The following is a 21,207-nucleotide window of genomic DNA, read 5'->3' as shown; positions in this document are numbered from 1 at the left end:
CAGATAGTGCCCCGTATCGATCCCCGCACCTTGTTCTCTCCGACCATATTGCTGGCGCTGGCGCTGATGGCGGTCATCGTGATGATGATCCTGCCCATGCCAGCCTGGGTACTGGACGTGGGGCTGGCGGCATCCTTTGCGCTGGCGATACTGATCTTCACATTGACGCTGTTCATCGAACGGCCACTGGATTTCTCATCCTTCCCGACGATCTTGCTGGCCTCACTGATGTTGCGCTTGTCGCTGAACGTGTCCTCAACCAAGCTGATCATCGGTCAGGGGCACACCGGCACCAACGCCGCTGGTGACGTGATCGAAGGTTTCGCCCAGTTTGTCATGGGCGGCAGCATCTTTCTGGGCCTTGTGGTGTTTGGCGTTCTGCTGATCGTGAACTTCATGGTCATCACAAAGGGTGCGGCCCGCATGGCCGAAGTGGGTGCCCGGTTCGCGCTGGACGGGATGCCAGGCAAACAGTTGGCCATCGACAGTGACATGTCGGCTGGAGCCATCGATCACCAGCAAGCCAAAGAACGACGCGAGCGCGAGCAGCAGGAGACCACCTTTTTCGGTTCGCTCGACGGCGCGTCGAAATTCGTCAAAGGCGATGCGATTGCCGGGTTGCTGATCACACTTCTCAACCTTGTGATGGGATTGGTCATGGGGGTCATCGTGCATGGGATGCCGGTATCGTCCGCCTTCGAAACCTATGCAATCCTGACCGTTGGGGACGGGTTGGTGTCGCAGATACCAGCAGTGATCATCTCGATTGCGTCCGCCTTGCTGTTGGCGCGTGGCGGTACGCAGGGTGCAACCGACAATGCGATCTTCTCGCAGCTTGGACGCCACCCGGCGGCGTTGGGCACCGTAGCGGTTCTGATGGTGCTGTTCGCCCTGGTGCCTGGATTGCCGTTCTTACCGTTCATTCTTGGGGCCGGGGTACTGGGCTATGCGGCTTATTCAGGCCTCAGAAAACGCAACGCCAGCGAGGCAGAGGCACAGACGCCCGAGGCCGAGTCTGACACTCCGGTTTCACAGGCCATCGGTGATATCCTTGACCTCGACGACGTTCACTTAGAATTCGCCCCCGATCTGGTCAGCATGGTGCTGAATCCCGGTACCGGCCTTGACGCGCGGATCGCCAACATGCGGACCTATGTCGCCTCAAGCTTTGGGCTTATCCTGCCCGAAATTCGATTGACTGACCGCGCCGATCTTCCGACCGGAACTTATGTGATCAAAGTACAAGGGGTCGAACAGGCGCGTGGTGTTCTGAATTCTGAACTCGTGCTCGCACTGGTACAGGACGGGCACGACTTTCTACCTGATGGCACCGATGTGACCGAACCCGTCTACGGTGCCCCGGCGCGCTGGATATTGCCCAAGGACCAGGAGGTCGCCGCACTGAATGGGGCCACCATCGTCACCCCTCCTGAAATTCTGGCGACCCATCTGCTTGAGATCATCAAACAGAATTTCTCGCGCCTTTTGACCCTGAAATCCCTTCGCCGCCTGCTGTCCGAGATGACGCGGCTCAGCGATCCGACCCGAGCTGAAGCCAACCGCAAAATGCTGGACGAATTGATCCCAGACAAGGTGCCGATCGACACACTGCATGCTGTTCTGCGGCTGTTGCTAGACGAGCGGGTCTCGATCCGGAACATGGCGCTGATCCTTGAAAGCGTTGCCGAAGCACGATTGACCACCACCCAGCCCGAAGGGATCTGCGAACTGGTCCGCCAGCGGCTGGGCTTTCAACTGGTTGCCGACATGAAGCGCGAGGACGGCTCGATCCCTCTGATCCAACTCGCGCCGGAATGGGAGGACACATTTGCCACCTACCAGATCGACGCCGCGAACGCAGGTATCGACGTGGCACTACCGCCCAACCTGTTCAATAAGCTGGCCGATGGAGTTGTCGATAGCGTCGCAAAATCAGCAGATCACGGGTTGTTCCCGGCGGTCGTAACCACGACCCGCCGACGCAGATTGCTCAGGACCATTATGCACGCGCGCGGCGTCGCCAACCCCGTCCTGTCTTTTGAAGAGATCGGGCTTGAGGCGCGCCCCGCCTTGGTCGGAACGGTGCCCGCGTGATCTCAGTCCCGTCAGAGCTTTTGCCACATCTGGGGCAAAACCTGTGGCATCTGTTTGCCGTATTTCTTCGTGTGTCCGCATTGGTTTCGCTACTACCGGCCTTTGGTGAACGCAGCGTCCCTGTGCGGGTCAAACTGGGCGTGGCAGTTGCTTTCACAATGATTGTCATTCCCGCCATACCCGCATCGGGTGTTATGCCAGGCTTTCACAAAATGATTGGATTAATCACCATCGAAGTCTTGATCGGTCTTATGCTCGGCATCGGGTTGCGCCTATTTGTCCTTGCACTACAAACTGCAGGTTCAATCGCGGCGCAAGCGACATCCTTGTCTCAGATCCTGGGCGGAGCGGCCGCAGAACCTGTCCCGGCGATGGGGTATCTGCTGACGCTGGCCGGCTTGGCGCTGGCGGTATTGCTTGGCCTTCATATCCGTGCAGCGCAGTTCATGATCCACAGCTACATGCTGTTTCCGATGGGCGCGCTTCCAACTGCGCCTGATCTGTCGCAATGGGGCGTTGCGCAAGTCGCCCGCAGCTTTGGACTGGCCTTTGCGCTGGCGATGCCCTTTGTCATCGCATCGCTGATCTACAACCTCGCACTGGGCGTAATTAACCGCGCCATGCCGCAGCTCATGGTCGCTTTTGTCGGTGCCCCAGCAATCACTTTCGCAGGCCTTTTCCTGCTTTTCGCCGGGGCACCATTGATCCTGGCAACCTGGTCTGACGCTTTGTTCACCTTTCTCCAAAACCCTCTGGGAGGGCTGAGATGAGCGCATCAGACGACAGTGATAAGTCATTTGAGGCGACCCCGCAAAAGCTGGAAAAAGCCCGCAAAAAAGGCGAGGTGGCGAAGTCCAATGATCTGTCGGTGGTGGCTGCATACATGGGACTGCTCGTCGCACTTTTGCTCACGGGGCAATTCACGGCAGAGCACCTGGGGACTGTGTTCGTGGTCTTGATCGACCAATCAGATCAATTCGCAAGCTTGCTGACTGTCGGACCCGCGACATCCACCGTCGCTGGGATTCTGAGATCAACTCTGGCACCAATCGCCGCGTTGTTTATCGTTCCGGCAGTCGCGGTGTTGCTCAGCCTGATCGCCCAGCGCGCACTGATCTTCGCGCCGGAAAAGCTGAAACCACGCGGTTCACGCATCTCGATCGTCTCAAACGCAAAGAACAAGTTTGGCCGGGGCGGGTTGTTCGAATTCGCCAAGAGCTTTGTTAAATTGTTGATCTATGGAACATGCCTGACCCTATTTTTACACGTCCACCTGCCAGAGATTCTGACAGCTAGTGCAGCCGCTCCGAGATCCTCAATTCTGTTGATGACGAACTTACTAAGCCAATTTCTGTTTATCGCCATAATGATCGCGCTGGCGATCGGCGTGATCGACTATCTGTGGCAACATGCCGAACACCTTCGCAAAAACAGAATGTCACGCAAAGAAATTCAGGATGAAACCAAGGATTCCGAGGGTGATCCGCACGTCAAACAGCAGCGTCGCCAACGCGCGCAGGACATAGCAACCAATCAGATGATGGCGGATGTGCCCAAGGCCGATGTGGTGATCGTCAACCCGACGCACTATGCGGTGGCGCTGAAATGGTCGCGAACAAGTGGCAGCGCTCCGGTTTGCGTCGCCAAAGGGGTAGATGAAATCGCGGCAACAATCAGGGCCACGGCCGGAGACGCAGGCATTCCTATTCATTCCGATCCACCAACAGCACGCGCATTGCACGCGACCGTCGGGATCGGACAGGAAATTACCGAAGAATACTACCGACCCGTTGCAGCTGCTATTCGGTTTGCCGAAGCCATGCGCAAACGAGCGAAGGGTCAGGTCGGATGACGCAAGATCGCATGGGCAACCTTTTGACCGTCGCCGAAGCTGTTTATCAACGGGAACACCAAAAATTGCACCCTTTGTTGCAGCGCGAAGCCCAGTTGCTTCAGCAATTGACGCGTCTGGATTCTCAATTAGCCGAAGTAAAATCGACGAGTTCACAGTCGGATGGCTATGAGGTCACCGGCGCAGACCTGTTGTGGCACGGCTGGGAATCTTTGACACGGCGCAACCTGAACACCGAGTTGGCGCGCCTGCGATCACAAAAGCTTGCGGCAATGGAAGAATTGCGTGGGGCATTTGGGCGCAAACTGGCCGTTGCCGATTTGTCGCGCCGCCTGCAGGAACACAAGCGACGCGTGCGACAATCTAAGGCTCAGGATTCGTAACCCCAACCCGTTCAGGTATCCTGTCGGCTGACACTCATGATCAGAACTTGCGAGACATCTTCGCCCAGATCCTTTCTCGCAACCTCCAGCAACGCATTGCGCAATGCCGTCAGGTTGTCTGACCGCGTGAATGCGCCGTCAAACCCGCCGATATTGGCGTGATCAAACAGAACTTGCAGAAACCGGTCCCTTAATTTTGGCTCGATCTCATAAAACGCTTCGGCAATCCCCGGCCTCACCTCAAGGCTGAGGGACATGGTGACGAGCGCCGATATCTCGTCCTCGGAAACCACGGGGACCACGAACTGTTTGGTGAGTTTCAGATACTCATGTGTTTCTGATTGATCATCTTTGCCGGGTTTAGTTTTGTTTTTCTTGTCTTCATTGGGTTTTTGCCCAGCCTCCGCAAGATCTTCAGCTTCCCCGGAAGGGGACAATAGGATCCGGGCGCCCGCACCGGCAGCCAGGCCGAAAACCAGAAAAACGATCGGTAGTAGTTTTCCCATAAGCGCGGCCCTCAGAAAGGTAGCAAGGTATCAAGTATCTGTTGTCCATAGCGTGGTTGCTGCACATCCGTGATCTGCCCGCGGCCACCATAAGACACCCGCGCTGACGCGATCTTGTCATAGGTGATTTCATTCTGGCGCGAGATATCTTCGGGGCGGACATAACCCGAGACCAGCAGTTCCCGAAGTTCGAAATTCACCCGCAGTTCTTGCGATCCAGAAATCGAAAGCACACCGTTTGGCAACACGTCGACGACCGTTGCCGCCACGCGCAAGGTCAATTTTTCTTTGCGTTTGACCGATCCCTTCCCTTTGCTGACCGAAGCCGAGTCAATTGAAACGGCATCATCAAGTGAGGCCCCTTCAGGTAGTCGTTCACCTGCACGCTGCGGCAAGCCGAAGAGTTCCGGCACTGCAAGGCTTTCCGACCCCGCGCGCGATCGATTGGTATCGTTGGAAATTTCGGCCTTTTCATCCAGCTCGATCACGACCGTTAGAATGTCCCCTTTTTTCATCGCGCGCTGATCCCCAAGCAAAGAATGCTGCCCACCGCTCCACAAAGAGGACTGGTCGACCGTTCGCTGCGGCTGGCTGTGCAGCGGAAGCCCGGGCCACAGCATGGCAACATGTTCGGGCGATTCCGTGTTTGGTGTCAGGCTGGGCGGCTTGCCAAGGTGGTCCAATCGTCCACACGCCGCAACACTCAGAACGACAAATAGCAGGGGTTTCGAAAGGCTCGGCATCATTTAACCTCAATTTGTCCATCGGGACGGATTACGCCCGTTACTGTTGTGCGAGACGCCAGATTCATGACACGGATACGCTCGCCTGCTGCGCCCCGGCCCAACGCGCGGCCTTCGGCAGTGATCGATAGCGCGATGTGATCGAACACCAGCGTCACCAGATCGTTTCGGTCCACGATCGCAGGCGGACCGACATCGGCAGGGCGGATTGGCCGACCTGGATAAAGCGCAACACGTGCCTCCTGACCGATAAGATCCTCTGGCCTACGAACCGCCCCATTGACCTCAGTGGTTTTGATTTCGAGGTCGGATGAGACAATGACCTCTTTGGCGCGGATCGTGCGGGTCGGCACAACGATCTCGGCCAAGCTTGGCATCGGCATCATGCATAGTATGAGGGTTAACAGGCGCATCACCGGACCTGCGTGGTCGCGCCCATCATCTGGTCGACGGCGGAAATAACTTTGGCGTTCATTTCATAGCCACGCTGCGCTTCGATCAGTTCCGTGACCTCGCGCACCGCATCGACAGAGCTGTCCTCAAGATAACCCTGCCGCAATGTGCCCAGCCCATCTTCGCCCGGGGTGCCGACCACCGGTGCACCCGAGGCTTCGGTTTCCTTGAAGAGGTTGCTACCAATGGCCTCAAGACCCTTGGCGTTCGAGAAGCTGGCCAGCGTAAACTCGCCCAGCAACTGCCCCTCGGCCGTATCATCGAAATAGGCATAGACCTCACCCGCCGCATTGATCGAGATCGATCTGGCATCGTCTGGAATGGTAATTTCAGGGGCAACGGCAAAGCCATCAGAAGTTACGATCAGACCTTCGGCCGAACGTTTCAGGCTTCCGTCTCGGGTAAAGGCGGATTGGCCATTCGGCATGGTGACCTCAAGGTAACCCCGCCCTTCGATGGCGACATCCAGATCACTGCCCGTTGCCGAAAGCCCGCCCTGTTCCAGCTGTACGGTGACGGCGGCAGGGCGCACGCCCAACCCCAACTGAATACCTGTCGGAAGGACCGTTCCATCCGAGGCATTGACCGCCCCGGCGCGCGCCATCTGTTGATAGTGCAGATCGGCAAACTCGGCCCGGCGGGTGTTGTAGCCGGTTGTATTCATATTCGCGAGGTTGTTTGAAATTGTCTCAACCCGCATCTGCTGTGCGGTCATGCCCGTAGCCGCGATCTTCAATGCTCGCATGTCGTATTCTCCTTCCGGTAATCAGCGCATCAATGCCTTAAGCGCCCCGCGAACCCGTTCGTCTTCGGCCTCAAGAAAACTCTGCCCGAGCTCGTAGGCCCGCTGAATTTCAATCATCCGGGTCACCTGACCAATGGCATTGACATTCGATCCTTCGAGGAACCGATGCAGCACGACCGGCTTGTCCACCGGGTCCACCTGCCCGCCTGCACGGAAATGTGTGCTTCCTTCGCGCACCAGGTTTTCGGGATCGGCGACGTTGTAGACACCGATCTGGCTCAGAAGTTGTCCATCGACGCTCATCGTGCCGTCGCTGCCAACATCGATCGTTGCGGCGTCGGGCGGGACAAAGACCGACGCGCCATTACTGTCCAGAACCCGGTGCCCGTCCATCGTCACCAGATCGCCCTCAGCATTGGGTGAGAAACTGCCGGAACGCGTCAGGCGGTTCCCAGCGGGCGTTTCGATCATAAAGAACCCGTCCCCTTCGATGGCAAAGTCGAAGGCCCCGCCTGTCTCGGTCAGCACACCTTGTTGCAGAGAAGTGTTTCGAACCTGCGCACGGCTGAGCGATAGTGAAGGATTGCCCGGCATATCCCGGACGAATTCGGAGAACACCAGCCCCTGCTGACGATACCCGGTCGTGTTGGCATTGGCGATATTGTTGGCCACCATTCGCATCTCATCCATGAGACCGGATTGGCGGGACAAGGTGACATAAGCGGTGTCCATTAGCGACCTCCGGCAATAAGCGGGACCAATGTCCCGGTAAAAAACGTAACAAGGGTCTGGGTCATGAAGCCCATCGACATCCAGAACACGACCACGATTGCAATCAGCTTAGGCACGAAGGTCAGGGTCATCTCCTGAACCGAGGTCAAGGCCTGAAACAAACCAACTGTAAGGCCCGAGATCAGCGCCACCGCCAGGATCGGAACCGACGTGATGACTGCAACCCAAAGCGCCTGGCGCACGATGTCGTAGAACAGACCTTCGCTCAGCATCGTTCAGACCGGCATCCGCAAGATTTCCTGATAGGCTTCAACGACTTTGTTCCGAACAATCACAGCCGTTTCCACTGCCAGCTCTGTCTGCGCCAGCGCCTGAACCAAAGCGTGCGGGTCGGCCTGCCCAACCATCGAAGATTGCGTGACTTGCTCGCTTTGTTTCAGCGTCGCCACGAAATCCTGAAACGAGGATCGCAGCCCTTGCGCTGTCCCCTGATGTTCGGGGGCGGCCTGCGTTGCAGGGCGCGCCCCCGTATAATTCTGCGCGGCGGTAAGTGAGCGAACATCCATTCTGGTATTCCTTTATTTACGGAGTAGATCCATCAGACTCGATGACATCTGCCGGGTCTGGTCGAACATCTTGAGGTTGGCTTCATAGCTGCGCTGCGCCTCTCGGGCGTCTGCTATTTCGATCATCAGATCGACGTTTGATCCTCTGTAATGGCCAGTCTCATCAGCCATAGGGTGGCCAGGATCATAAATTCGGCTCAGGTCGCGACGATCGAGTTTGACGCGCCCCGCCTGAACCATCTCTTTTCCGTCCCGTTCGACTGTCTCAAACGGGACTGTCTTACGCCGGTATCCCGGCGTATCGGCGTTCGAGATGTTCTCGGACACATGACGCAACCGCGCTGCTTGTGCACGCAGTGCGCTGGCCGACGCGTCCAACGAGTAGGAAAAATCGCTCATCGTGAAACCCCCTATGCCCGGCCCAGACTCGTGCGCAGCACACCGATTGAAGACTTGTAGATCGCTAATGCCCGGTCATGTTGTCGCTTGACCTCGACAGCTTTCAGCATCTCTTCTTCCAATGAAACACCATTGCCATTCGGATCGCTCGAAGCCGCGACCGTGAATTCAGCCCAAGGCTGAGCGCGCACATCACCATTCAGATGACCCGTCCGAGTCGCGGTCATCGCGACCTCTCGGCTCGTGTTTTCAAACGCTGTCTGGAAGGCTTCAATATCGCGGGGCTTGTATCCCGGCGTATCCGCGTTGGCCATGTTGCGCGCGACAACCGCTTGCCGTTGTCCGGCATGGGTTGCCATTGCGTACGCAGTCTTAAAGACGTTCAGGTCATTGAACATCGGGGCTTCTCCCTCGATCAATTTCAATCAAGGCTTAACCCCGATTCCTTTAGAAACCGTTTTCAACAAATCTATTTGGAGGACCTGCGATGGCCGATCTCGATCCGATGCGTCTGAAATGCGAATTCGATAGGATGTCGGCGGTACACCATATCGGGCGTGTGACCGGTGTTGCGCGCGGCGTGGTTGAAATCGATGGTCTGACCGCCCAAGCCCGGATCGGGGATCATCTGACGCTGCGCCGACAAAAAGGCCCGGACCTGCCGGGCGAGGTCCTGCATGTCGAATCAGGCGCGATCCATATGCTGCCAGCCTCCGCACCCGATGGCGTAAGCCTGGGGGATCAGGTCTCTCTCGACCAGATGCCTGCCTTTGCGCCCGGAATGCATTGGCTTGGGCAGGTGATCGATCCGTTTGGCAAACCTCTGGACGGCAAGCCCCTGCTGCCTGGCACGCTTGAACGTGACCTTATGCAGGCCCCGCCAACCGCGGTATCGCGCAAGCCGCTGGGCGGTCGTATGGAAACCGGGTTGGCGATCCTCAACACGATGCTGCCCATTGTCCAAGGTCAGCGAATCGGCCTGTTCGCTGGTTCAGGCGTTGGCAAATCAACACTTCTGGCGACGCTTGCCCGCTCCGTCCAGGCAGATGCTGTGGTCGTTGCATTGGTGGGCGAACGCGGGCGCGAAGTGAATGAGTTTGTCGAGAACGCCCTGGGTGCCGAAGGTCTGAAACGATCGGTCGTCGTGGCCGCAACCTCGGATCAATCGGCCCTGATACGCAGACGGTGCGCATGGTCGGCCATGTCGGTGGCGGAATACCTGCGGGATCAAGGGTTAAACGTTCTGTTTCTGGCCGATTCAGTTACCCGCTTTGCCGAAGCGCACCGCGAGATTGCCGCCGCAATGGGTGAGGCCCCATCGCTACGTGGTTACCCGCCATCGGTCACGCCGCTGATTGCAAACCTGTGCGAACGGGCGGGTCCCGGAACTGCCGATCAAGGTGACATCACCGCAGTCTTCAGTGTTCTTGTCGCGGGTTCTGACATGGACGAGCCCATTGCGGACATTCTGCGCGGCGTCTTGGACGGACATGTCGTGCTGAGCCGAGACATCGCCGAACGCGGGCGCTTCCCGGCCATTGACCTCAGCCGATCCGTATCACGCAGCCTACCAGGTGCGGCGACCGCAGATGAGAACCAGTTGATTACAGAAACCCGCAAGCTGGTCGGCAGTTATGAGCAATCTGAGGTGATGATCAAAGCCGGTCTCTATGCCGAAGGAACAGATCCTTTGTTGGATCGCGCCGTCCGGGTCCACGAAGAGCTAGATAGCTTTTTTGCGAAGGCCGATCCCGATGGTATCGAAAACAGCTTTAATCGATTATCTCTGATTTTAAGGCGCGCTGGTGTAAACCCGGTGTCGCAGTCTTAGAATTCAGAACAGTTTTAAGTGTTAAGCCCACCTTAACACCTGCCCTGCTAGGCCAGTAGGCGGGTGAATAGAAGGTGGTGGAGATGGGTGCGCAATCCAATGCGGCGCCAATCATCATCAAGAAGAAACGTGTATCGGGTGGCGATGCTCACCACGGTGGTGCGTGGAAGGTCGCGTATGCGGACTTTGTCACTGCCATGATGGCGTTCTTCATGTTGATGTGGCTGCTGAATGCAACGACCGAGACGCAACGCAAGGGTCTGGCGGATTATTTTTCGCCCACGATACCGGTCAATCCGGTCTCGGGCGGTGGCGATGGTGCCTTCGGCGGTGACAACATGTTTTCGGAAAAAACCATGGTTATGGATGGATCAGGTGCCAGCAATCGGAACCCCACCGAGGCGAAACAGGCGCGCGGATCAACCGGCGTGGATGCGAAAGGCGGCGGTAAGGGTGCGTTCGAAGATTTCTCGTCGCTCGAGGCGCAGTTGCTGGGGCGCGCTGGGGAAAGCCTGGTGTCCGATAAGATGCGCAAGCACATCGTGACCCGCGTCACCGACGAAGGGCTGGTGGTCGAGCTGTTCGCCACTGAGGATCAACCGTTGTTCGAATCGGGGACAGACACGCCAACCCAAATGATGCGCGCGCTGACACTTTTGGTAGCGCGGTCTTCTGATCTGGTGACAAACGCAATCGCGGTCGAAGGGCATGTGCGGTCTGTGCCCGTCGTGTTGGCGAATAACCCGGTCTGGGATCTGTCGACCGCGCGGGCGCAAAGCACCCGCCAACTGCTGCAGAACAAAGGCATCCAGCCACAGCGGTTGGACCGCGTGACTGGGCACGCGGACCGAGAGCTTTCGGATAAAAACCCCATGGCGATACGCAATAATCGGATTGAGATCATCTTTTTACGCAACCCTTAAGGGGTAAAGGATAGACAGCATTTTAGCTGTTAGCCGGCTGTTAAGGGCCAGTGCGGTACGTGTTGCATCAACGAATGACGCAACAAAAGGGCGTACCGATGACCATATCCTCTTCGCTGAATGCCGGTGTGGCAGCGTTGAAGGCCAACGCCAACAGGCTGGCCACGATCTCCGACAACATCGCCAATTCATCGACATTTGGCTATAAAAGGGTCGAGACCGACTTTCACTCCATGGTCACGTCTGGTCAGGGCGGCAGCTATTCGGCAGGCGGGGTCAGAACCACCAGCCAACGCCTGATAGATCAGCGCGGATCGTTGGTAACCACCAACAATTCAACCGATCTGGCCGTGCGCGGTAGAGGCATGCTGCCTGTCCGTCCTAGTTCGCAGATCGCGTCAGGTTCAAATGAGATGCTGCTGACCACGACAGGCTCATTCCGCACCAATGAGGAGGGGTATCTGGTCACACAATCCGGCCTTGTACTTCTTGGCTGGCGTGCCAATCCAGATGGCTCGATCCCCAGCGTCCCGAGGGATACGCCCGCCGCTCTGGAACCCATTCAGCTAAGCGTCAATCAGCTTTCGGGCGCCCCCACAACATCCATGAACCTGCGGATGAACCTGCCTGCAACAGCGACCGACGCCGGTGCTCCGGGTGACACGCAGCCCTTGTCGGTCGAATATTTTGACAATTTGGGCAAGTCTGAAAGCGTCGATATCGAATTGGTCCCCACCGTTCCTGCAACCGGCAGCAGCAATGAATGGACCATGACCTTGCGCGATTCGGCCTCGGGCGGCGCTGTCATCGGAGAATATACCCTGACCTTCACCGATAGCCGTACAGCCGGTGGTACACTAGCCAGCGTCACCGCCGTGACCGGCGGTGCCTATGACCCGGCAAACGGCAGCGTTGTCGTCAACGTCGCCGGCGGACCGATGGAGATCAACATCGGCCAGATCGGCGATGCGGACGGCATTACACAGCTTTCCGATACCTTTGCCCCGGTTTCGATCACACGCGATGGTTCGGCCGTTGGCACGATGACAAGCGTACAGGTTGATGAGAACGGCTATGTCTATGCTTTCTATGATACTGGGGTCAGCCGCCGGATGTTCCAGATTCCACTGGCCGATGTGCCGAATCCAAACGGTCTGACGGCGTTGGACAGTCAGACCTATGCCCCCTCGCGCGACAGCGGCACCTTTTTCTTATGGAACGCGGGTGAAGGTCCGACAGGAGATCTTGTTTCTTTTGCACGCGAGGAATCGACCACCGATGTCGCCACCGAGTTGACCTCAATGATCCAGACCCAGCGGGCCTACTCCTCAAGCGCCAAGGTCATTCAGACTGTGGATGAGATGCTGCAGGAAACCACCAATATCAAACGCTGATATGATGATTGATCAACGAAAGGGATGCGTCCGATGAATATGTCGACAGCACTGAACAACGCTCTGGGCGGACTAAGCGCAGCCAGCCGTGGTGCGGCGGTGGTTTCAGGAAACATCGCCAACGCGTTGACCCCGGGATATGCCCGCAGATCGCTTGAACTGGCGACCAGCACAGTTTCCGGTAATGGCGTTCGTGTCGTTGGTATCACCCGACACCAGGATCCGGTACAGATCGCAAACCGCCGTGCGACCGATGCAGACCTGATGGCAGCCAAAACCGTGGCGCAATTTCATTCAGGTTACGAGAAACTGTTGGGGGCAGCCGACGATGCCACTTCGATCTCGGCCAGACTGGCCCAATTCGAAAGCATTCTGATTACAGCTGCAAGCCTGCCCGGCTCAGCCCAACGGCTGGATCAGGCTGCCCGTGCAGGCGGTACATTGAGCACAGCGCTCAATACAGCGTCCGAAGGGGTGCGGCAAATGCGATCCGATGCGGATCGCACGATAGGCAAACAGGTCGATACGCTGAATCAGACTCTGAAAGACATCGAGAAACTGAATGCTCGTATCCCCGCCGTCCGCAATTCGGGCGGTGATATTGGCGCGCTGTTGGATCATCGTCAGATTCTGGTCGATCAAGTCAACGAGTTGGTGCCTGTCAACGCGATCGCGCGCGATAATGATCAGATTTCCCTCTATTCCGATGGCGGGTTGATCCTGCTGGAAGGAACCGCGGCCGAGTTTTCGTTCTCGACCACAGGCGATACCATGCCGCATATGACCGTTGGCAACGGGTTGTTGTCCGGGCTCGAAATCAACGGCCGACCCGTTCGCGTGAGCGGAGAGTTCGCCCAAATCCGAGGCGGCGCATTGATGGCCCAGTTCTCGGTCCGCGACGAACTGACCGTCGAAGCGCAAGCCGATCTGGACGCCGTCGCCCGCGACCTGATCGAGCGCTTTGAAACCACCGGGTTGGACCCGACCGCTGCCGCGACCGATCCGGGCGTCTTCACGGATAACGGCAGCCGCTTTGATCCGGTTTCTGAAACCGGTCTTGCGTCGCGCATCTCACTAAATGTTGTGGTCGACCCGGATGCAGGGGGTGACAGCTGGAGATTACGCGCGGGTCTGGGGGCATTGACCCCCGGTGCGCCGGGTGATGCCAGCCAGTTGCAAGCTTTTGGGGCCGTTCTGACCGACTCGCGCCCGGCCCCCAGCGTGGGGTTTGGGACAGGCACGATGCGCGCGGCGGAGATCGCCGAGGCGTTGCTTTCCAAAGCCGGGGCAAACGCACACACAGCTGACCAGCGCAGCAGTTTTGCAGCAAACGCGCAGCTGGAGATGCAAAAAGTCGTCGCGGAGCAAGGTGTTGACAGTGACGCGGAACTGCAGCGCTTGATGCAGATCGAGCAAGCCTATGCCGCAAACGCACGCATCGTCGCTGTCGTGGATGAACTGATGGATACCCTGTTGAGGTTATGAACATGACACTGAATTCGATCGGGGATCTGGCCCGCGGCCTTACCCTCAGAACTCGCAGCGCCGAGATCAAATCACAAATCGAAACACTGTCGTATGAGATGTCCACCGGCAAGGTGCAGGATGTCTCGGGCCGTCTGGGTGGTGATTACTCGCACCTACTGGATCTAGATCGCAGCCTGGAACGGTTGGACGCGCTTTCCATCGCCACCGCCGAGGCGCGGCTATTCACGGACGCAATGCAAGTGAGCCTGACAACGCTAAGCGGCTCGGTCGCCGAGATGTCAGCGTCGCTGCTATCATTCGGCACGGCGAACCAGACCGTGACACATGAACAAGCATCGGTTCAGGCACGAAATGAGCTCGACACAATGATCTCAGCCCTGAATACGCGGGCGGGAGGGCGCAGCCTGTATTCCGGAACGTCGACTGACGTCTCACCTCTGCCCTCCGCTGAAACATTATTGACAGCGCTGCAGGCCGAATTGACAGGGCTGACCTCCCTAACAGATATCCAACAGGCCGCTGAGGATTGGTTCAACGACCCCGCCGAATTTGATGCGGTGATGTATCAAGGTGGCACAGACACCTTGGCTCCGATGCAGATTTCCGAGAACGAGCGGATCACTCTTCCGATCACTGCGACAGACCCCGCGCTCAAGGACGCTTTGCGCGATGTTGCGGTTGCGGCTCTGGCCACAGATGATGCGCTTGGATGGACACCTGATCTACGAACCGCATTGTTCACGCAGCTTGGTGTTGAGTTGGCCAATACACAGGATGCGACGGTCAATTTGCGCGCCCAGGTCGGCGCGGCTGAGGCGCGTGTGGAGCAAGCCGCAACGCGCAACGCCGCCGCAAAGACCAGCGCTGAGCATGCGCGCAATGCGTTGATCGCTGCAGATCCCTATGAGACTGCGGCACAGTTGCAGACCGTGCAGTTCCAACTGGAGAGTCTGTATTCCGTGACCGTTCGCAACGCCAACCTGTCACTGGTGAATTTCCTGAGATGAAGATACTCGTATTCCTTTTGATAACCTTACCCTGCATTGCCAATGCGGGGGCCATACGCCTGAAAGATCTGGTGGATTTCGACGGTGTCCGCGGCAATGATCTGGTTGGCTACGGCCTTGTGGTTGGCCTGAATGGCACCGGCGACGGCTTGCGCAATTCTCCGTTCACCGAAGAGATTATGTCCAACATTCTCGAACGGCTGGGCGTAAACGTGAATGGCGAAGATTTTCGCCCCAAAAACGTCGCCGCCGTTTTGGTCACCGCCACCCTACCACCCTTCGCGCGCGTCGGCGGTCAGATTGACGTCACCGTCTCTGCCATCGGAGATTCCAAAGGACTTCTTGGGGGGACATTGATCATGACACCCCTGAATGCAGCAGATGGTCAGATTTATGCCGTGGCGCAAGGGACAGTGCTAGCCGGAGGCGCTGCGGTTGAAGGCGAAGCAGCGTCGGTTGTAAGCGGGGTGCCGACATCGGGCGTCATACCCTCGGGCGCGCGTGTAGAGCGCGAGATCGATTTTCAGCTTGCTGATTTGACTCAATTCAGACTGGCGCTGAGAGAACCGGATTTCACGACCGCAAGCCGCATTGAGGCCGCCATCAATAAGGAATTCAACCGCGCCGTCGCACTAATGCGCGATTCCGGCACTGTGGAGTTGAGCATTGAGGCGACGCGGGCCGTATCAACCGCGCATGCGATTGGACGTATTGAAAACATACTGGTCGAACCCGAAAGCAAGGCCCGCGTCGTGGTGGATCAGAGATCCGGCACAATTGTTATGGGTCGGGACGTCAGGATTTCACGCGTCGCGGTATCGCAGGGCAACTTGACCCTCACGGTCGAGGAAGCCCCGATTGCTGTTCAGCCAAATCCGTTTGCGCGAGGCGAAACAGTCGTTGTTCCGCGCACCTACGCTGGGATCGAAGAGGAAGAAGGAACGGGGCTTGCAGAAATCCCCGAGGCAACCACCTTGTCCGAAGTGGTCGCCGGGTTGAACGCCTTGGGCGTGTCGCCACGCGATATGATCGACATCCTGAAAACCATCAAAGCTGCCGGGGCGCTTCATGCTGAGTTCATCGTGAGATGAGCAGTCAGACCACAGCGTGCGCCTTTTGGTGTACGGTTTTACTTGGATTTCCAACTGTCCAGCCAGCGGCGAAAGCCCTTGCGCTTTTCATCTATTGCATCACCAGCGGCGTAAAGACCATCTTCCATGTTCTCCAAAACAGGATCGATCTTCTTTTGCCGAAACCGCCGCCATCGAACCCAGATGGCCCAAACCAGCGCAGCAAACACAGTCAGGAAGACGATATTGAACCACGGGATGATGCGGACATCCGGCCCCTCGACATGCCGGATGAAAATTGCGTTGGGAAAAATCGACATGAATTCATTCCGCCAGCCGTAGTGCGTTACGACCACCCAATCGGGGTTATCTTTGGTCGACTTGGCATCGTTGGCCTCGGTGTAAAGGTTCGCAGTGTCGAACTTGAAATAAGGCGGCCAGCCCCAACCGGTGTCTTCGTTGCGATAGACAATCGGCTTCCCGTTGGCGCGTACGGCCTGAATGAACTGTACATCGCGGTTTGACAGGCTGGTGGATTGATCTTCAGGCTCGGACCAGAAGATTCGCGTCCAGTCCGTCAGGTCCTGACGTTCCTCGTAGGTGTTGACGATCCGCACCACATCGTGCTGCGGTAGGGAATACTGCAAGATCACGGCGATCGTGCCCCAGAAGATGATAATGAACGCCCATTTCACATAGGCCATGCCTTAACCCTCACATGTAATTCACGATGTAGATCAGCGCGCCAATCGCCACCCAAGGTACAATATAGACACCCAAAATCAGTTTGCGCCGGAATGAGTTGTCGTAGACGTGCAAACCTCGCGCAACAAACGCTTCTTTGTTACCGGTTTTGCCCTTTTCGTCCCACCACGTCTCCAACTTTCGCCGCCTAACTCCTCGCGAATAAAAGGACAGCGCGAAATAGGCAATCATCTGGATCACCAGCAGGATCAGAAACAGGCGCATCGCTCCGAACATCTTAATCTCTCCTGACCGCGCCCCAAGGGCCGACTCGTGCGATCACTGTTTCGCTGACCCGATCATTGCCTGACATATCCGGTTCATGACCAAATAGAGCCGCCCGCGCACCAGCCTTGTCCACCTGATACTCGCGGGCAAGGAAGTCGGCAACATAGGCTTTCTTGGTCTCGGGCCAGGTCCTGTAAGTACTATAAAACAATTCCTTGTGGCAGATGAACATCTGCCGCGGATCTAGCGGAGCCAATTCGGTCAACAGCATATTCACCAGATCGCGGCTCGGCGTATCGGCTGCGCGAAATGTGTAGAAATAAGCGGGATGATCCGAGGTGATGCGTGGCCAGCGCCCGCCATCGGTCGCCCAGCGCAGCAATTGTGCGAGGCCGTGGTACGCCTCGGGCAGGCGATCCGCGTGGTTGCGGGCCAGTCGTCGCATATCGCTGCGATCCAACCCGCTCAGATCAACATCTGCGTCAGCAGCCGCAGCAATGGTCAGAAAGTCCATTTTCTGTTGCAGGATCGCGGCAGCATCCACGCCGCGCGCCTTAACGATAGATTCAACCAGATCGTTGTAGTCGAGAAACTTGGCAATCTGGTTTCGCTGCGACGGGTCAAAAATGTATTTGATCGGCATATCGTCGGGCTTTTCGCCCATGCAAATCGCCGCCGGGTGATCCATATCCGGGAACAGGTAGAGCCCGCCAAAGTGTGCCGTCCAGAAGTTGCGCTGCTCGAAAGCGGTATGGCGCAGGCGCACCGGATTGCGCGTTACGTCGCCAGTTTCTTTGGCGGTTTCGATCATCTTGGCGATCAGCACATCGTCGAACCAAGCGTCCTCTTCGGTTTTGAAGCGTTCGACCATGCCCGCCAGTTGTTGCGCTTTGCGCAGAGTGCCGCCTGCGGTGTCTGCCTCGATCTCGATCTTGCGCAGGTTCAGCAGATCGCGGGGCGTGGTGAGTTTGATGACCGAGTTCACCAGCTCTCCGGCCACCGCATCGGTGGCGGTCAAGGCAAACAACTGTGCCTCGTTCATCTCGATGAATTCGCGCAGAATATCGCGCGAGGTCGAGAATTTGACGTTCAACAGAGGCGCGCGTTTCTGCTCGGTCGTCAGCAAGATGAACTGCCGGTTGACCCCGTTGGGGTTGAGGTAAAGCTCGTCCTCCAGCTCAATCCCCACCTCCGGCGAATAGCCCGAGATATCGACATGAAAATCCGTCAGAGCCGTGGTCTTGCCCGCCAGATGCTGCAGCGCGCGGTTATACCGCTCGACCAGAGCCGGGCTGGAGATGTGTACGAGATTGCCGAACATCAGGCCTTTTTCGATGAGGCGGATCATTCGTCGCTCCGAAAAAATACAGGCATCACCGCGTCGCTATCAACTACAATGAATTTAGGTTCTACGAAGTAACTTGTCTCTCTCGCCACCTTTCCCACTTTGTTCAGTACGAAACCAATCAATTCCGATTGTAGTTTCATGATCAGAAAAACGACTTGTGAAGACCACTCTAACCAACTCTTCCCAAGCTTTTCTGGATCTTCGAATTTCTTGTCCCCATCAGAAAATCGCTTCAAGCGCTCCACGAACATCAGTTGTTCTCCCAAAACGCTATACGAATTACAGTCTAGAGGGGTTAGGTATACTGACGCATCCGCGTCTTCCGGTAGCTTATCGGCATTCTTTTTGGCTGTTTTTAATTTGTAGTGAAAGCTTATTTCGTTTCTTATGTTTTGATTCTTAGAGTGACCGTCAGACAGCTTTAATTCTTTGATTTCTTTCTCTTTATTTTGAAATAAACCAAAAATCTCAGAATCTGTCGATTTAGCTTTCTTACTTACTTGTTCGAGGAAATCATGAGCCTCAAATGCCTTTGAAGTTAAGGTTCTAAGAACCACATGGTATTGCAAATCAGCCGCAAACTTTACCGGGCCAATGTCGTCAACCTGCTGCTCAGTGAGTCTCAGGAATCGCGAAAAAACATTTAGTTCGTTACAGATAAAAGAAAGAGTACCAAGAACGGCCACCTCTTCTCTGGTCATCCAACTAAGGTCGGATTTTGTTAGTCGAAATTCATTGAAATGTAATGGACCTTCGCTCACCCTTTCCCCTCCAAATACCGCCGCTTGGCCTCTTCCATCCGGCCCATCTCTCGGACGGCGTCTTCGATGGCGACCTCGTCGCTCTTGTCGGCATAGCGGAACTCGCTGTCGGCATATCGGTTGATCTCTTGGATCACCATCTCAACCGTGATCGACTGGCGCAGGTCCTCGATCATGACCTTCTTTGTGTCGTAGTCGCGGAACAGGAACAAGTCGGGGTTTTCCATCCACTCGTCGGGCAGTTCGAAATCCATCGCGCGGACCTTGACCGCATCGGTGATGTTCTTGATCGCACGGCCGGTAAACCGCTCATCCACCTGCTGGATCGCCTTGAGGTAAGTGCCCAGCTTGGCGATCGTGTCCATCTGGCCAATCTCGCCGGAGACCCGGTCATAGACCTGCAGCAAGGCGTCCTCATGCGGGCGGGAGTGGCTTTCGAAACTGGCGGCGACGGCCTTTTTGATTTCCTGCGCGGCATAGGCTTCGTGTTCACCCAGCGGAATGTCGTGGTTGCGGCCCATCAGCAGGTGCAGGATGTCGATGTAGTCCTCACGCGTTTGCGGCCCGTCCACCAGGAACCGCGCGCCCGCCCGCTGGCGCAGAGCGTCGTCCACATTCTCTGGGTAGTTCGAGAACATGCCAAAGGTGCAGTTGCCGCGCACGACAGTGTTGGCGCCTGCAAAGCTCTCCATCAGCACGGCCGTGATTTCCAACTGTCCGGCTGACGACTGCCGATCGCCGCGTTTGCCCGCAAGCTGGTCGATATCGTCGATCGTGCCGAAACCGATGACCGAGGGGTCGATGATCGTGTTGATGAAGGCCTTCGCGTTCTGGCCGGATTTGCCCTGATAGCTGTCGATGTTGTCGGTGCTCAGGTTCTGGTAGCGGAACGGATAGCCCGCGTTCTGGCAATAGTCGTTGATCAGCCCGGCCATCATCTGGATCAGCGTGGTTTTACCGGTGCCCGGTTTACCGTCACCCATGAAGGTGAAGATGAACCCGCCAAGCTCGGCGAACGGGTTCAGGCGGCGGTCGAAGTCATAGGCCATGACCATCTTGGCCAGCTTCATGGCCTGATACTTGGCGATATGGTTGCCCACCACCTCGTTCGGTTTCTTGAACGTCATGGTCAGAGTGGTGGATTTGGCCTTGGAGGCCGGTTCAAACCCTCGGATCGTCAGGTCATCGGCCTCGATATGCCACGCGGCATTCTGGAACGGGGCTAGATGGCCGGCCGATTGCGCGCGCAGGGCGGCTTTCTCCATCAATTGCTCGGCATAGGCGCTGGTGGCCGCGATCAGGTGGGCATCATCGGGGGCGTGTTTGGCAATGGTCTGGTCCAACTCCCACAGCGCGCCGTGCAAGGCGAGTTGGCCGTTGTCGGTCAGGACCTCTTCGATCTCACCAATATCGACAGTGGTCTCTCCCAGATGCGAGGACATCAAGTACGCCAGCGCATTGCCGAAGGTGTGCGAGGTGATCAGAGCCTCGGCAGTCAGCAGTTCCGAGAATTCGGTCTTCCGCGCGGCGGGCAAATCGCCCGCAAGGTTCGCGCGTTTCAAGTCTGCCAACGGTGTCTGTTCGGCGTAGGCCTCGCTCACCGCCAGAGCGATGGCAACCGCACGGCGGATTGCCTGCTGCGTTGTGGCCTGCGGTGGCGAGACCAGCGCATCGCCATCATCCGAGGCCTCGATCCGTTCGACCAAATGCACCCCGTCTGCGCGCACTGTGCGCCGTGTCACCAAACCCGGCGTGGTGGACCGAAACCTCCGTCCGGTCGACACCCCCGGCGACCGTTCCGTCGACGTCTCCACCGCCTTGGCAATCCGCGGCGCGTGTTCGAACCCATTCAGCAAGGCGGTCGCTGCCGGGTAATGCTTGCGAATATCCGCCTCGCGCAATTCCATCTGATCTGACGTCAAACTCATCTTAAAAACCGC

Annotated in this window: 24 protein-coding genes; 10 read left to right on the top strand and 14 right to left on the bottom strand. The window is 57.1% G+C overall.

The genetic code is table 11. From position 1 onward, the window contains the following. Positions 1-6 precede the first annotated feature (6 nt). Genes flhA through ACR0DK_RS14185 form a run of 4 tightly spaced genes read left to right on the top strand, consistent with a single transcriptional unit; the run spans position 7 to position 4,329 of the window. On the top strand, positions 7-2,094 hold the full coding sequence (flhA, locus tag ACR0DK_RS14200) for a flagellar biosynthesis protein FlhA (RefSeq protein ID WP_170515397.1): 2,088 nt from the start codon (positions 7-9) through the stop codon (positions 2,092-2,094). After that, entirely contained in the window at positions 2,091-2,864 is a 774-nt protein-coding gene (locus ACR0DK_RS14195) for a flagellar biosynthetic protein FliR (RefSeq protein ID WP_170664349.1), read from the top strand. Before flhA ends, ACR0DK_RS14195 begins: the two co-directional genes overlap by 4 nt. Then, positions 2,861-3,946, top strand: coding sequence for a flagellar type III secretion system protein FlhB (flhB, locus tag ACR0DK_RS14190; RefSeq protein ID WP_480736712.1), 1,086 nt, complete (start codon positions 2,861-2,863; stop codon positions 3,944-3,946). The genes ACR0DK_RS14195 and flhB overlap by 4 nt, the downstream gene beginning before the upstream one ends. 23 nt (positions 3,947-3,969) lie before the next feature. Beyond that, positions 3,970-4,329 carry a hypothetical protein gene (locus ACR0DK_RS14185; RefSeq protein WP_480736710.1) on the top strand — a complete coding sequence of 120 codons (360 nt, stop codon included), beginning with the start codon at positions 3,970-3,972 and terminating at the stop codon, positions 4,327-4,329. An 11-nt stretch (positions 4,330-4,340) separates the two neighbouring features. Here ACR0DK_RS14185 and ACR0DK_RS14180 read toward each other — a convergent pair whose 3' ends face one another. From ACR0DK_RS14180 to ACR0DK_RS14140, 9 genes are read right to left on the bottom strand one after another with little or no spacing between them, the layout of a single operon-like run. Further along, complete coding sequence (locus tag ACR0DK_RS14180; RefSeq protein WP_170408681.1) at positions 4,341-4,835, bottom strand: flagellar basal body-associated FliL family protein; 495 nt, start codon at positions 4,833-4,835, stop codon at positions 4,341-4,343. A gap of 11 nt (positions 4,836-4,846) precedes the next feature. Beyond that, positions 4,847-5,578, bottom strand: coding sequence for a flagellar basal body L-ring protein FlgH (gene flgH, locus ACR0DK_RS14175; protein WP_170395282.1), 732 nt, complete (start codon positions 5,576-5,578; stop codon positions 4,847-4,849). Beyond that, entirely contained in the window at positions 5,578-5,991 is a 414-nt protein-coding gene (gene flgA / locus ACR0DK_RS14170) for a flagellar basal body P-ring formation chaperone FlgA (protein ID WP_170734156.1), read from the bottom strand. Before flgA ends, flgH begins: the two co-directional genes overlap by 1 nt. Continuing rightward, on the bottom strand, positions 5,991-6,776 hold the full coding sequence (flgG, locus tag ACR0DK_RS14165; protein ID WP_170395277.1) for a flagellar basal-body rod protein FlgG: 786 nt from the start codon (positions 6,774-6,776) through the stop codon (positions 5,991-5,993). The genes flgA and flgG overlap by 1 nt, the downstream gene beginning before the upstream one ends. A 21-nt stretch (positions 6,777-6,797) precedes the next feature. Further along, a complete protein-coding gene (locus ACR0DK_RS14160) occupies positions 6,798-7,508 on the bottom strand; it encodes a flagellar hook-basal body complex protein (protein ID WP_480736707.1) in 711 nt (236 codons plus the stop codon). Then, positions 7,508-7,780: a flagellar biosynthetic protein FliQ gene (locus tag ACR0DK_RS14155; RefSeq protein ID WP_170395271.1), complete on the bottom strand. Its 273-nt coding sequence runs from the start codon at positions 7,778-7,780 to the stop codon at positions 7,508-7,510. The genes ACR0DK_RS14160 and ACR0DK_RS14155 overlap by 1 nt, the downstream gene beginning before the upstream one ends. A 3-nt stretch (positions 7,781-7,783) precedes the next feature. Beyond that, positions 7,784-8,074 (bottom strand): flagellar hook-basal body complex protein FliE, encoded by a 291-nt coding sequence (fliE, locus tag ACR0DK_RS14150; RefSeq protein ID WP_170408685.1) that lies wholly within the window; start codon positions 8,072-8,074, stop codon positions 7,784-7,786. A 12-nt stretch (positions 8,075-8,086) separates the two neighbouring features. After that, a complete protein-coding gene (gene flgC, locus ACR0DK_RS14145) occupies positions 8,087-8,473 on the bottom strand; it encodes a flagellar basal body rod protein FlgC (protein ID WP_170395265.1) in 387 nt (128 codons plus the stop codon). Between the two features lie 11 nt (positions 8,474-8,484). Next, positions 8,485-8,871, bottom strand: a complete 387-nt coding sequence (locus ACR0DK_RS14140) for a FlgB family protein (protein WP_170567490.1) — start codon at positions 8,869-8,871, stop codon at positions 8,485-8,487. A 107-nt stretch (positions 8,872-8,978) separates the two neighbouring features. Between ACR0DK_RS14140 and ACR0DK_RS14135 the strand changes: the two genes are divergently transcribed. From ACR0DK_RS14135 to ACR0DK_RS14110, 6 genes are all read left to right on the top strand, one after another. Beyond that, positions 8,979-10,304: a FliI/YscN family ATPase gene (locus ACR0DK_RS14135; RefSeq protein WP_480737092.1), complete on the top strand. Its 1,326-nt coding sequence runs from the start codon at positions 8,979-8,981 to the stop codon at positions 10,302-10,304. A gap of 83 nt (positions 10,305-10,387) precedes the next feature. Beyond that, a complete protein-coding gene (locus tag ACR0DK_RS14130) occupies positions 10,388-11,227 on the top strand; it encodes a flagellar motor protein MotB (RefSeq protein ID WP_480736704.1) in 840 nt (279 codons plus the stop codon). Between the two features lie 98 nt (positions 11,228-11,325). Beyond that, on the top strand, positions 11,326-12,621 hold the full coding sequence (locus ACR0DK_RS14125; RefSeq protein ID WP_255611994.1) for a flagellar hook protein FlgE: 1,296 nt from the start codon (positions 11,326-11,328) through the stop codon (positions 12,619-12,621). A gap of 33 nt (positions 12,622-12,654) precedes the next feature. Then, complete coding sequence (gene flgK, locus ACR0DK_RS14120; RefSeq protein ID WP_480736702.1) at positions 12,655-14,106, top strand: flagellar hook-associated protein FlgK; 1,452 nt, start codon at positions 12,655-12,657, stop codon at positions 14,104-14,106. Between the two features lie 2 nt (positions 14,107-14,108). Next, complete coding sequence (locus tag ACR0DK_RS14115; RefSeq protein WP_480736699.1) at positions 14,109-15,116, top strand: flagellin; 1,008 nt, start codon at positions 14,109-14,111, stop codon at positions 15,114-15,116. Beyond that, positions 15,113-16,207, top strand: a complete 1,095-nt coding sequence (locus ACR0DK_RS14110) for a flagellar basal body P-ring protein FlgI (RefSeq protein ID WP_480736697.1) — start codon at positions 15,113-15,115, stop codon at positions 16,205-16,207. Before ACR0DK_RS14115 ends, ACR0DK_RS14110 begins: the two co-directional genes overlap by 4 nt. 38 nt (positions 16,208-16,245) lie before the next feature. On the opposite strand, the gene ACR0DK_RS14105 is transcribed toward ACR0DK_RS14110, so the two are convergent. Genes ACR0DK_RS14105 through ACR0DK_RS14085 form a run of 5 tightly spaced genes read right to left on the bottom strand, consistent with a single transcriptional unit; the run spans position 16,246 to position 21,195 of the window. Beyond that, positions 16,246-16,890: a DUF1523 family protein gene (locus tag ACR0DK_RS14105; RefSeq protein ID WP_170395244.1), complete on the bottom strand. Its 645-nt coding sequence runs from the start codon at positions 16,888-16,890 to the stop codon at positions 16,246-16,248. A gap of 10 nt (positions 16,891-16,900) precedes the next feature. Then, positions 16,901-17,167, bottom strand: coding sequence for a hypothetical protein (locus ACR0DK_RS14100; protein ID WP_480736695.1), 267 nt, complete (start codon positions 17,165-17,167; stop codon positions 16,901-16,903). A 1-nt stretch (position 17,168) separates the two neighbouring features. After that, entirely contained in the window at positions 17,169-18,506 is a 1,338-nt protein-coding gene (locus ACR0DK_RS14095; RefSeq protein WP_480736693.1) for a DUF6638 family protein, read from the bottom strand. Continuing rightward, the gene (locus tag ACR0DK_RS14090) at positions 18,503-19,207 is read right to left on the bottom strand and encodes a hypothetical protein (RefSeq protein ID WP_480736691.1); all 705 of its coding nucleotides are present in this window, start codon (positions 19,205-19,207) and stop codon (positions 18,503-18,505) included. Before ACR0DK_RS14090 ends, ACR0DK_RS14095 begins: the two co-directional genes overlap by 4 nt. A 56-nt stretch (positions 19,208-19,263) precedes the next feature. Further along, positions 19,264-21,195, bottom strand: coding sequence for an AAA family ATPase (locus ACR0DK_RS14085; protein WP_480736688.1), 1,932 nt, complete (start codon positions 21,193-21,195; stop codon positions 19,264-19,266). Positions 21,196-21,207: the final 12 nt, after the last annotated feature.

This window comes from Ruegeria sp. CE6 (assembly GCF_056537485.1).
The sequence above is the reverse complement of the archived record's forward strand: the minus strand, read 5'-3'. Positions and strand labels throughout refer to the sequence as shown.

Excerpts from the sequence above, each read along its gene's own strand:
- flhB (WP_480736712.1), top strand. The coding sequence starts at position 2,861 with ATGAGCGCATCAGACGACAGTGATAAGTCATTTGAGGCGACCCCGCAA.
- ACR0DK_RS14180 (WP_170408681.1), bottom strand. The coding sequence starts at position 4,835 with ATGGGAAAACTACTACCGATCGTTTTTCTGGTTTTCGGCCTGGCTGCC.
- flgH (WP_170395282.1), bottom strand. The coding sequence starts at position 5,578 with ATGCCGAGCCTTTCGAAACCCCTGCTATTTGTCGTTCTGAGTGTTGCG.
- flgA (WP_170734156.1), bottom strand. The coding sequence starts at position 5,991 with ATGCGCCTGTTAACCCTCATACTATGCATGATGCCGATGCCAAGCTTG.
- flgG (WP_170395277.1), bottom strand. The coding sequence starts at position 6,776 with ATGCGAGCATTGAAGATCGCGGCTACGGGCATGACCGCACAGCAGATG.
- ACR0DK_RS14160 (WP_480736707.1), bottom strand. The coding sequence starts at position 7,508 with ATGGACACCGCTTATGTCACCTTGTCCCGCCAATCCGGTCTCATGGAT.
- ACR0DK_RS14155 (WP_170395271.1), bottom strand. The coding sequence starts at position 7,780 with ATGCTGAGCGAAGGTCTGTTCTACGACATCGTGCGCCAGGCGCTTTGG.
- fliE (WP_170408685.1), bottom strand. The coding sequence starts at position 8,074 with ATGGATGTTCGCTCACTTACCGCCGCGCAGAATTATACGGGGGCGCGC.
- flgC (WP_170395265.1), bottom strand. The coding sequence starts at position 8,473 with ATGAGCGATTTTTCCTACTCGTTGGACGCGTCGGCCAGCGCACTGCGT.
- ACR0DK_RS14140 (WP_170567490.1), bottom strand. The coding sequence starts at position 8,871 with ATGTTCAATGACCTGAACGTCTTTAAGACTGCGTACGCAATGGCAACC.
- ACR0DK_RS14135 (WP_480737092.1), top strand. The coding sequence starts at position 8,979 with ATGCGTCTGAAATGCGAATTCGATAGGATGTCGGCGGTACACCATATC.
- ACR0DK_RS14130 (WP_480736704.1), top strand. The coding sequence starts at position 10,388 with ATGGGTGCGCAATCCAATGCGGCGCCAATCATCATCAAGAAGAAACGT.
- ACR0DK_RS14125 (WP_255611994.1), top strand. The coding sequence starts at position 11,326 with ATGACCATATCCTCTTCGCTGAATGCCGGTGTGGCAGCGTTGAAGGCC.
- flgK (WP_480736702.1), top strand. The coding sequence starts at position 12,655 with ATGAATATGTCGACAGCACTGAACAACGCTCTGGGCGGACTAAGCGCA.
- ACR0DK_RS14115 (WP_480736699.1), top strand. The coding sequence starts at position 14,109 with ATGACACTGAATTCGATCGGGGATCTGGCCCGCGGCCTTACCCTCAGA.
- ACR0DK_RS14110 (WP_480736697.1), top strand. The coding sequence starts at position 15,113 with ATGAAGATACTCGTATTCCTTTTGATAACCTTACCCTGCATTGCCAAT.
- ACR0DK_RS14105 (WP_170395244.1), bottom strand. The coding sequence starts at position 16,890 with ATGGCCTATGTGAAATGGGCGTTCATTATCATCTTCTGGGGCACGATC.
- ACR0DK_RS14100 (WP_480736695.1), bottom strand. The coding sequence starts at position 17,167 with ATGTTCGGAGCGATGCGCCTGTTTCTGATCCTGCTGGTGATCCAGATG.
- ACR0DK_RS14095 (WP_480736693.1), bottom strand. The coding sequence starts at position 18,506 with ATGATCCGCCTCATCGAAAAAGGCCTGATGTTCGGCAATCTCGTACAC.
- ACR0DK_RS14090 (WP_480736691.1), bottom strand. The coding sequence starts at position 19,207 with ATGACCAGAGAAGAGGTGGCCGTTCTTGGTACTCTTTCTTTTATCTGT.
- ACR0DK_RS14085 (WP_480736688.1), bottom strand. The coding sequence starts at position 21,195 with ATGAGTTTGACGTCAGATCAGATGGAATTGCGCGAGGCGGATATTCGC.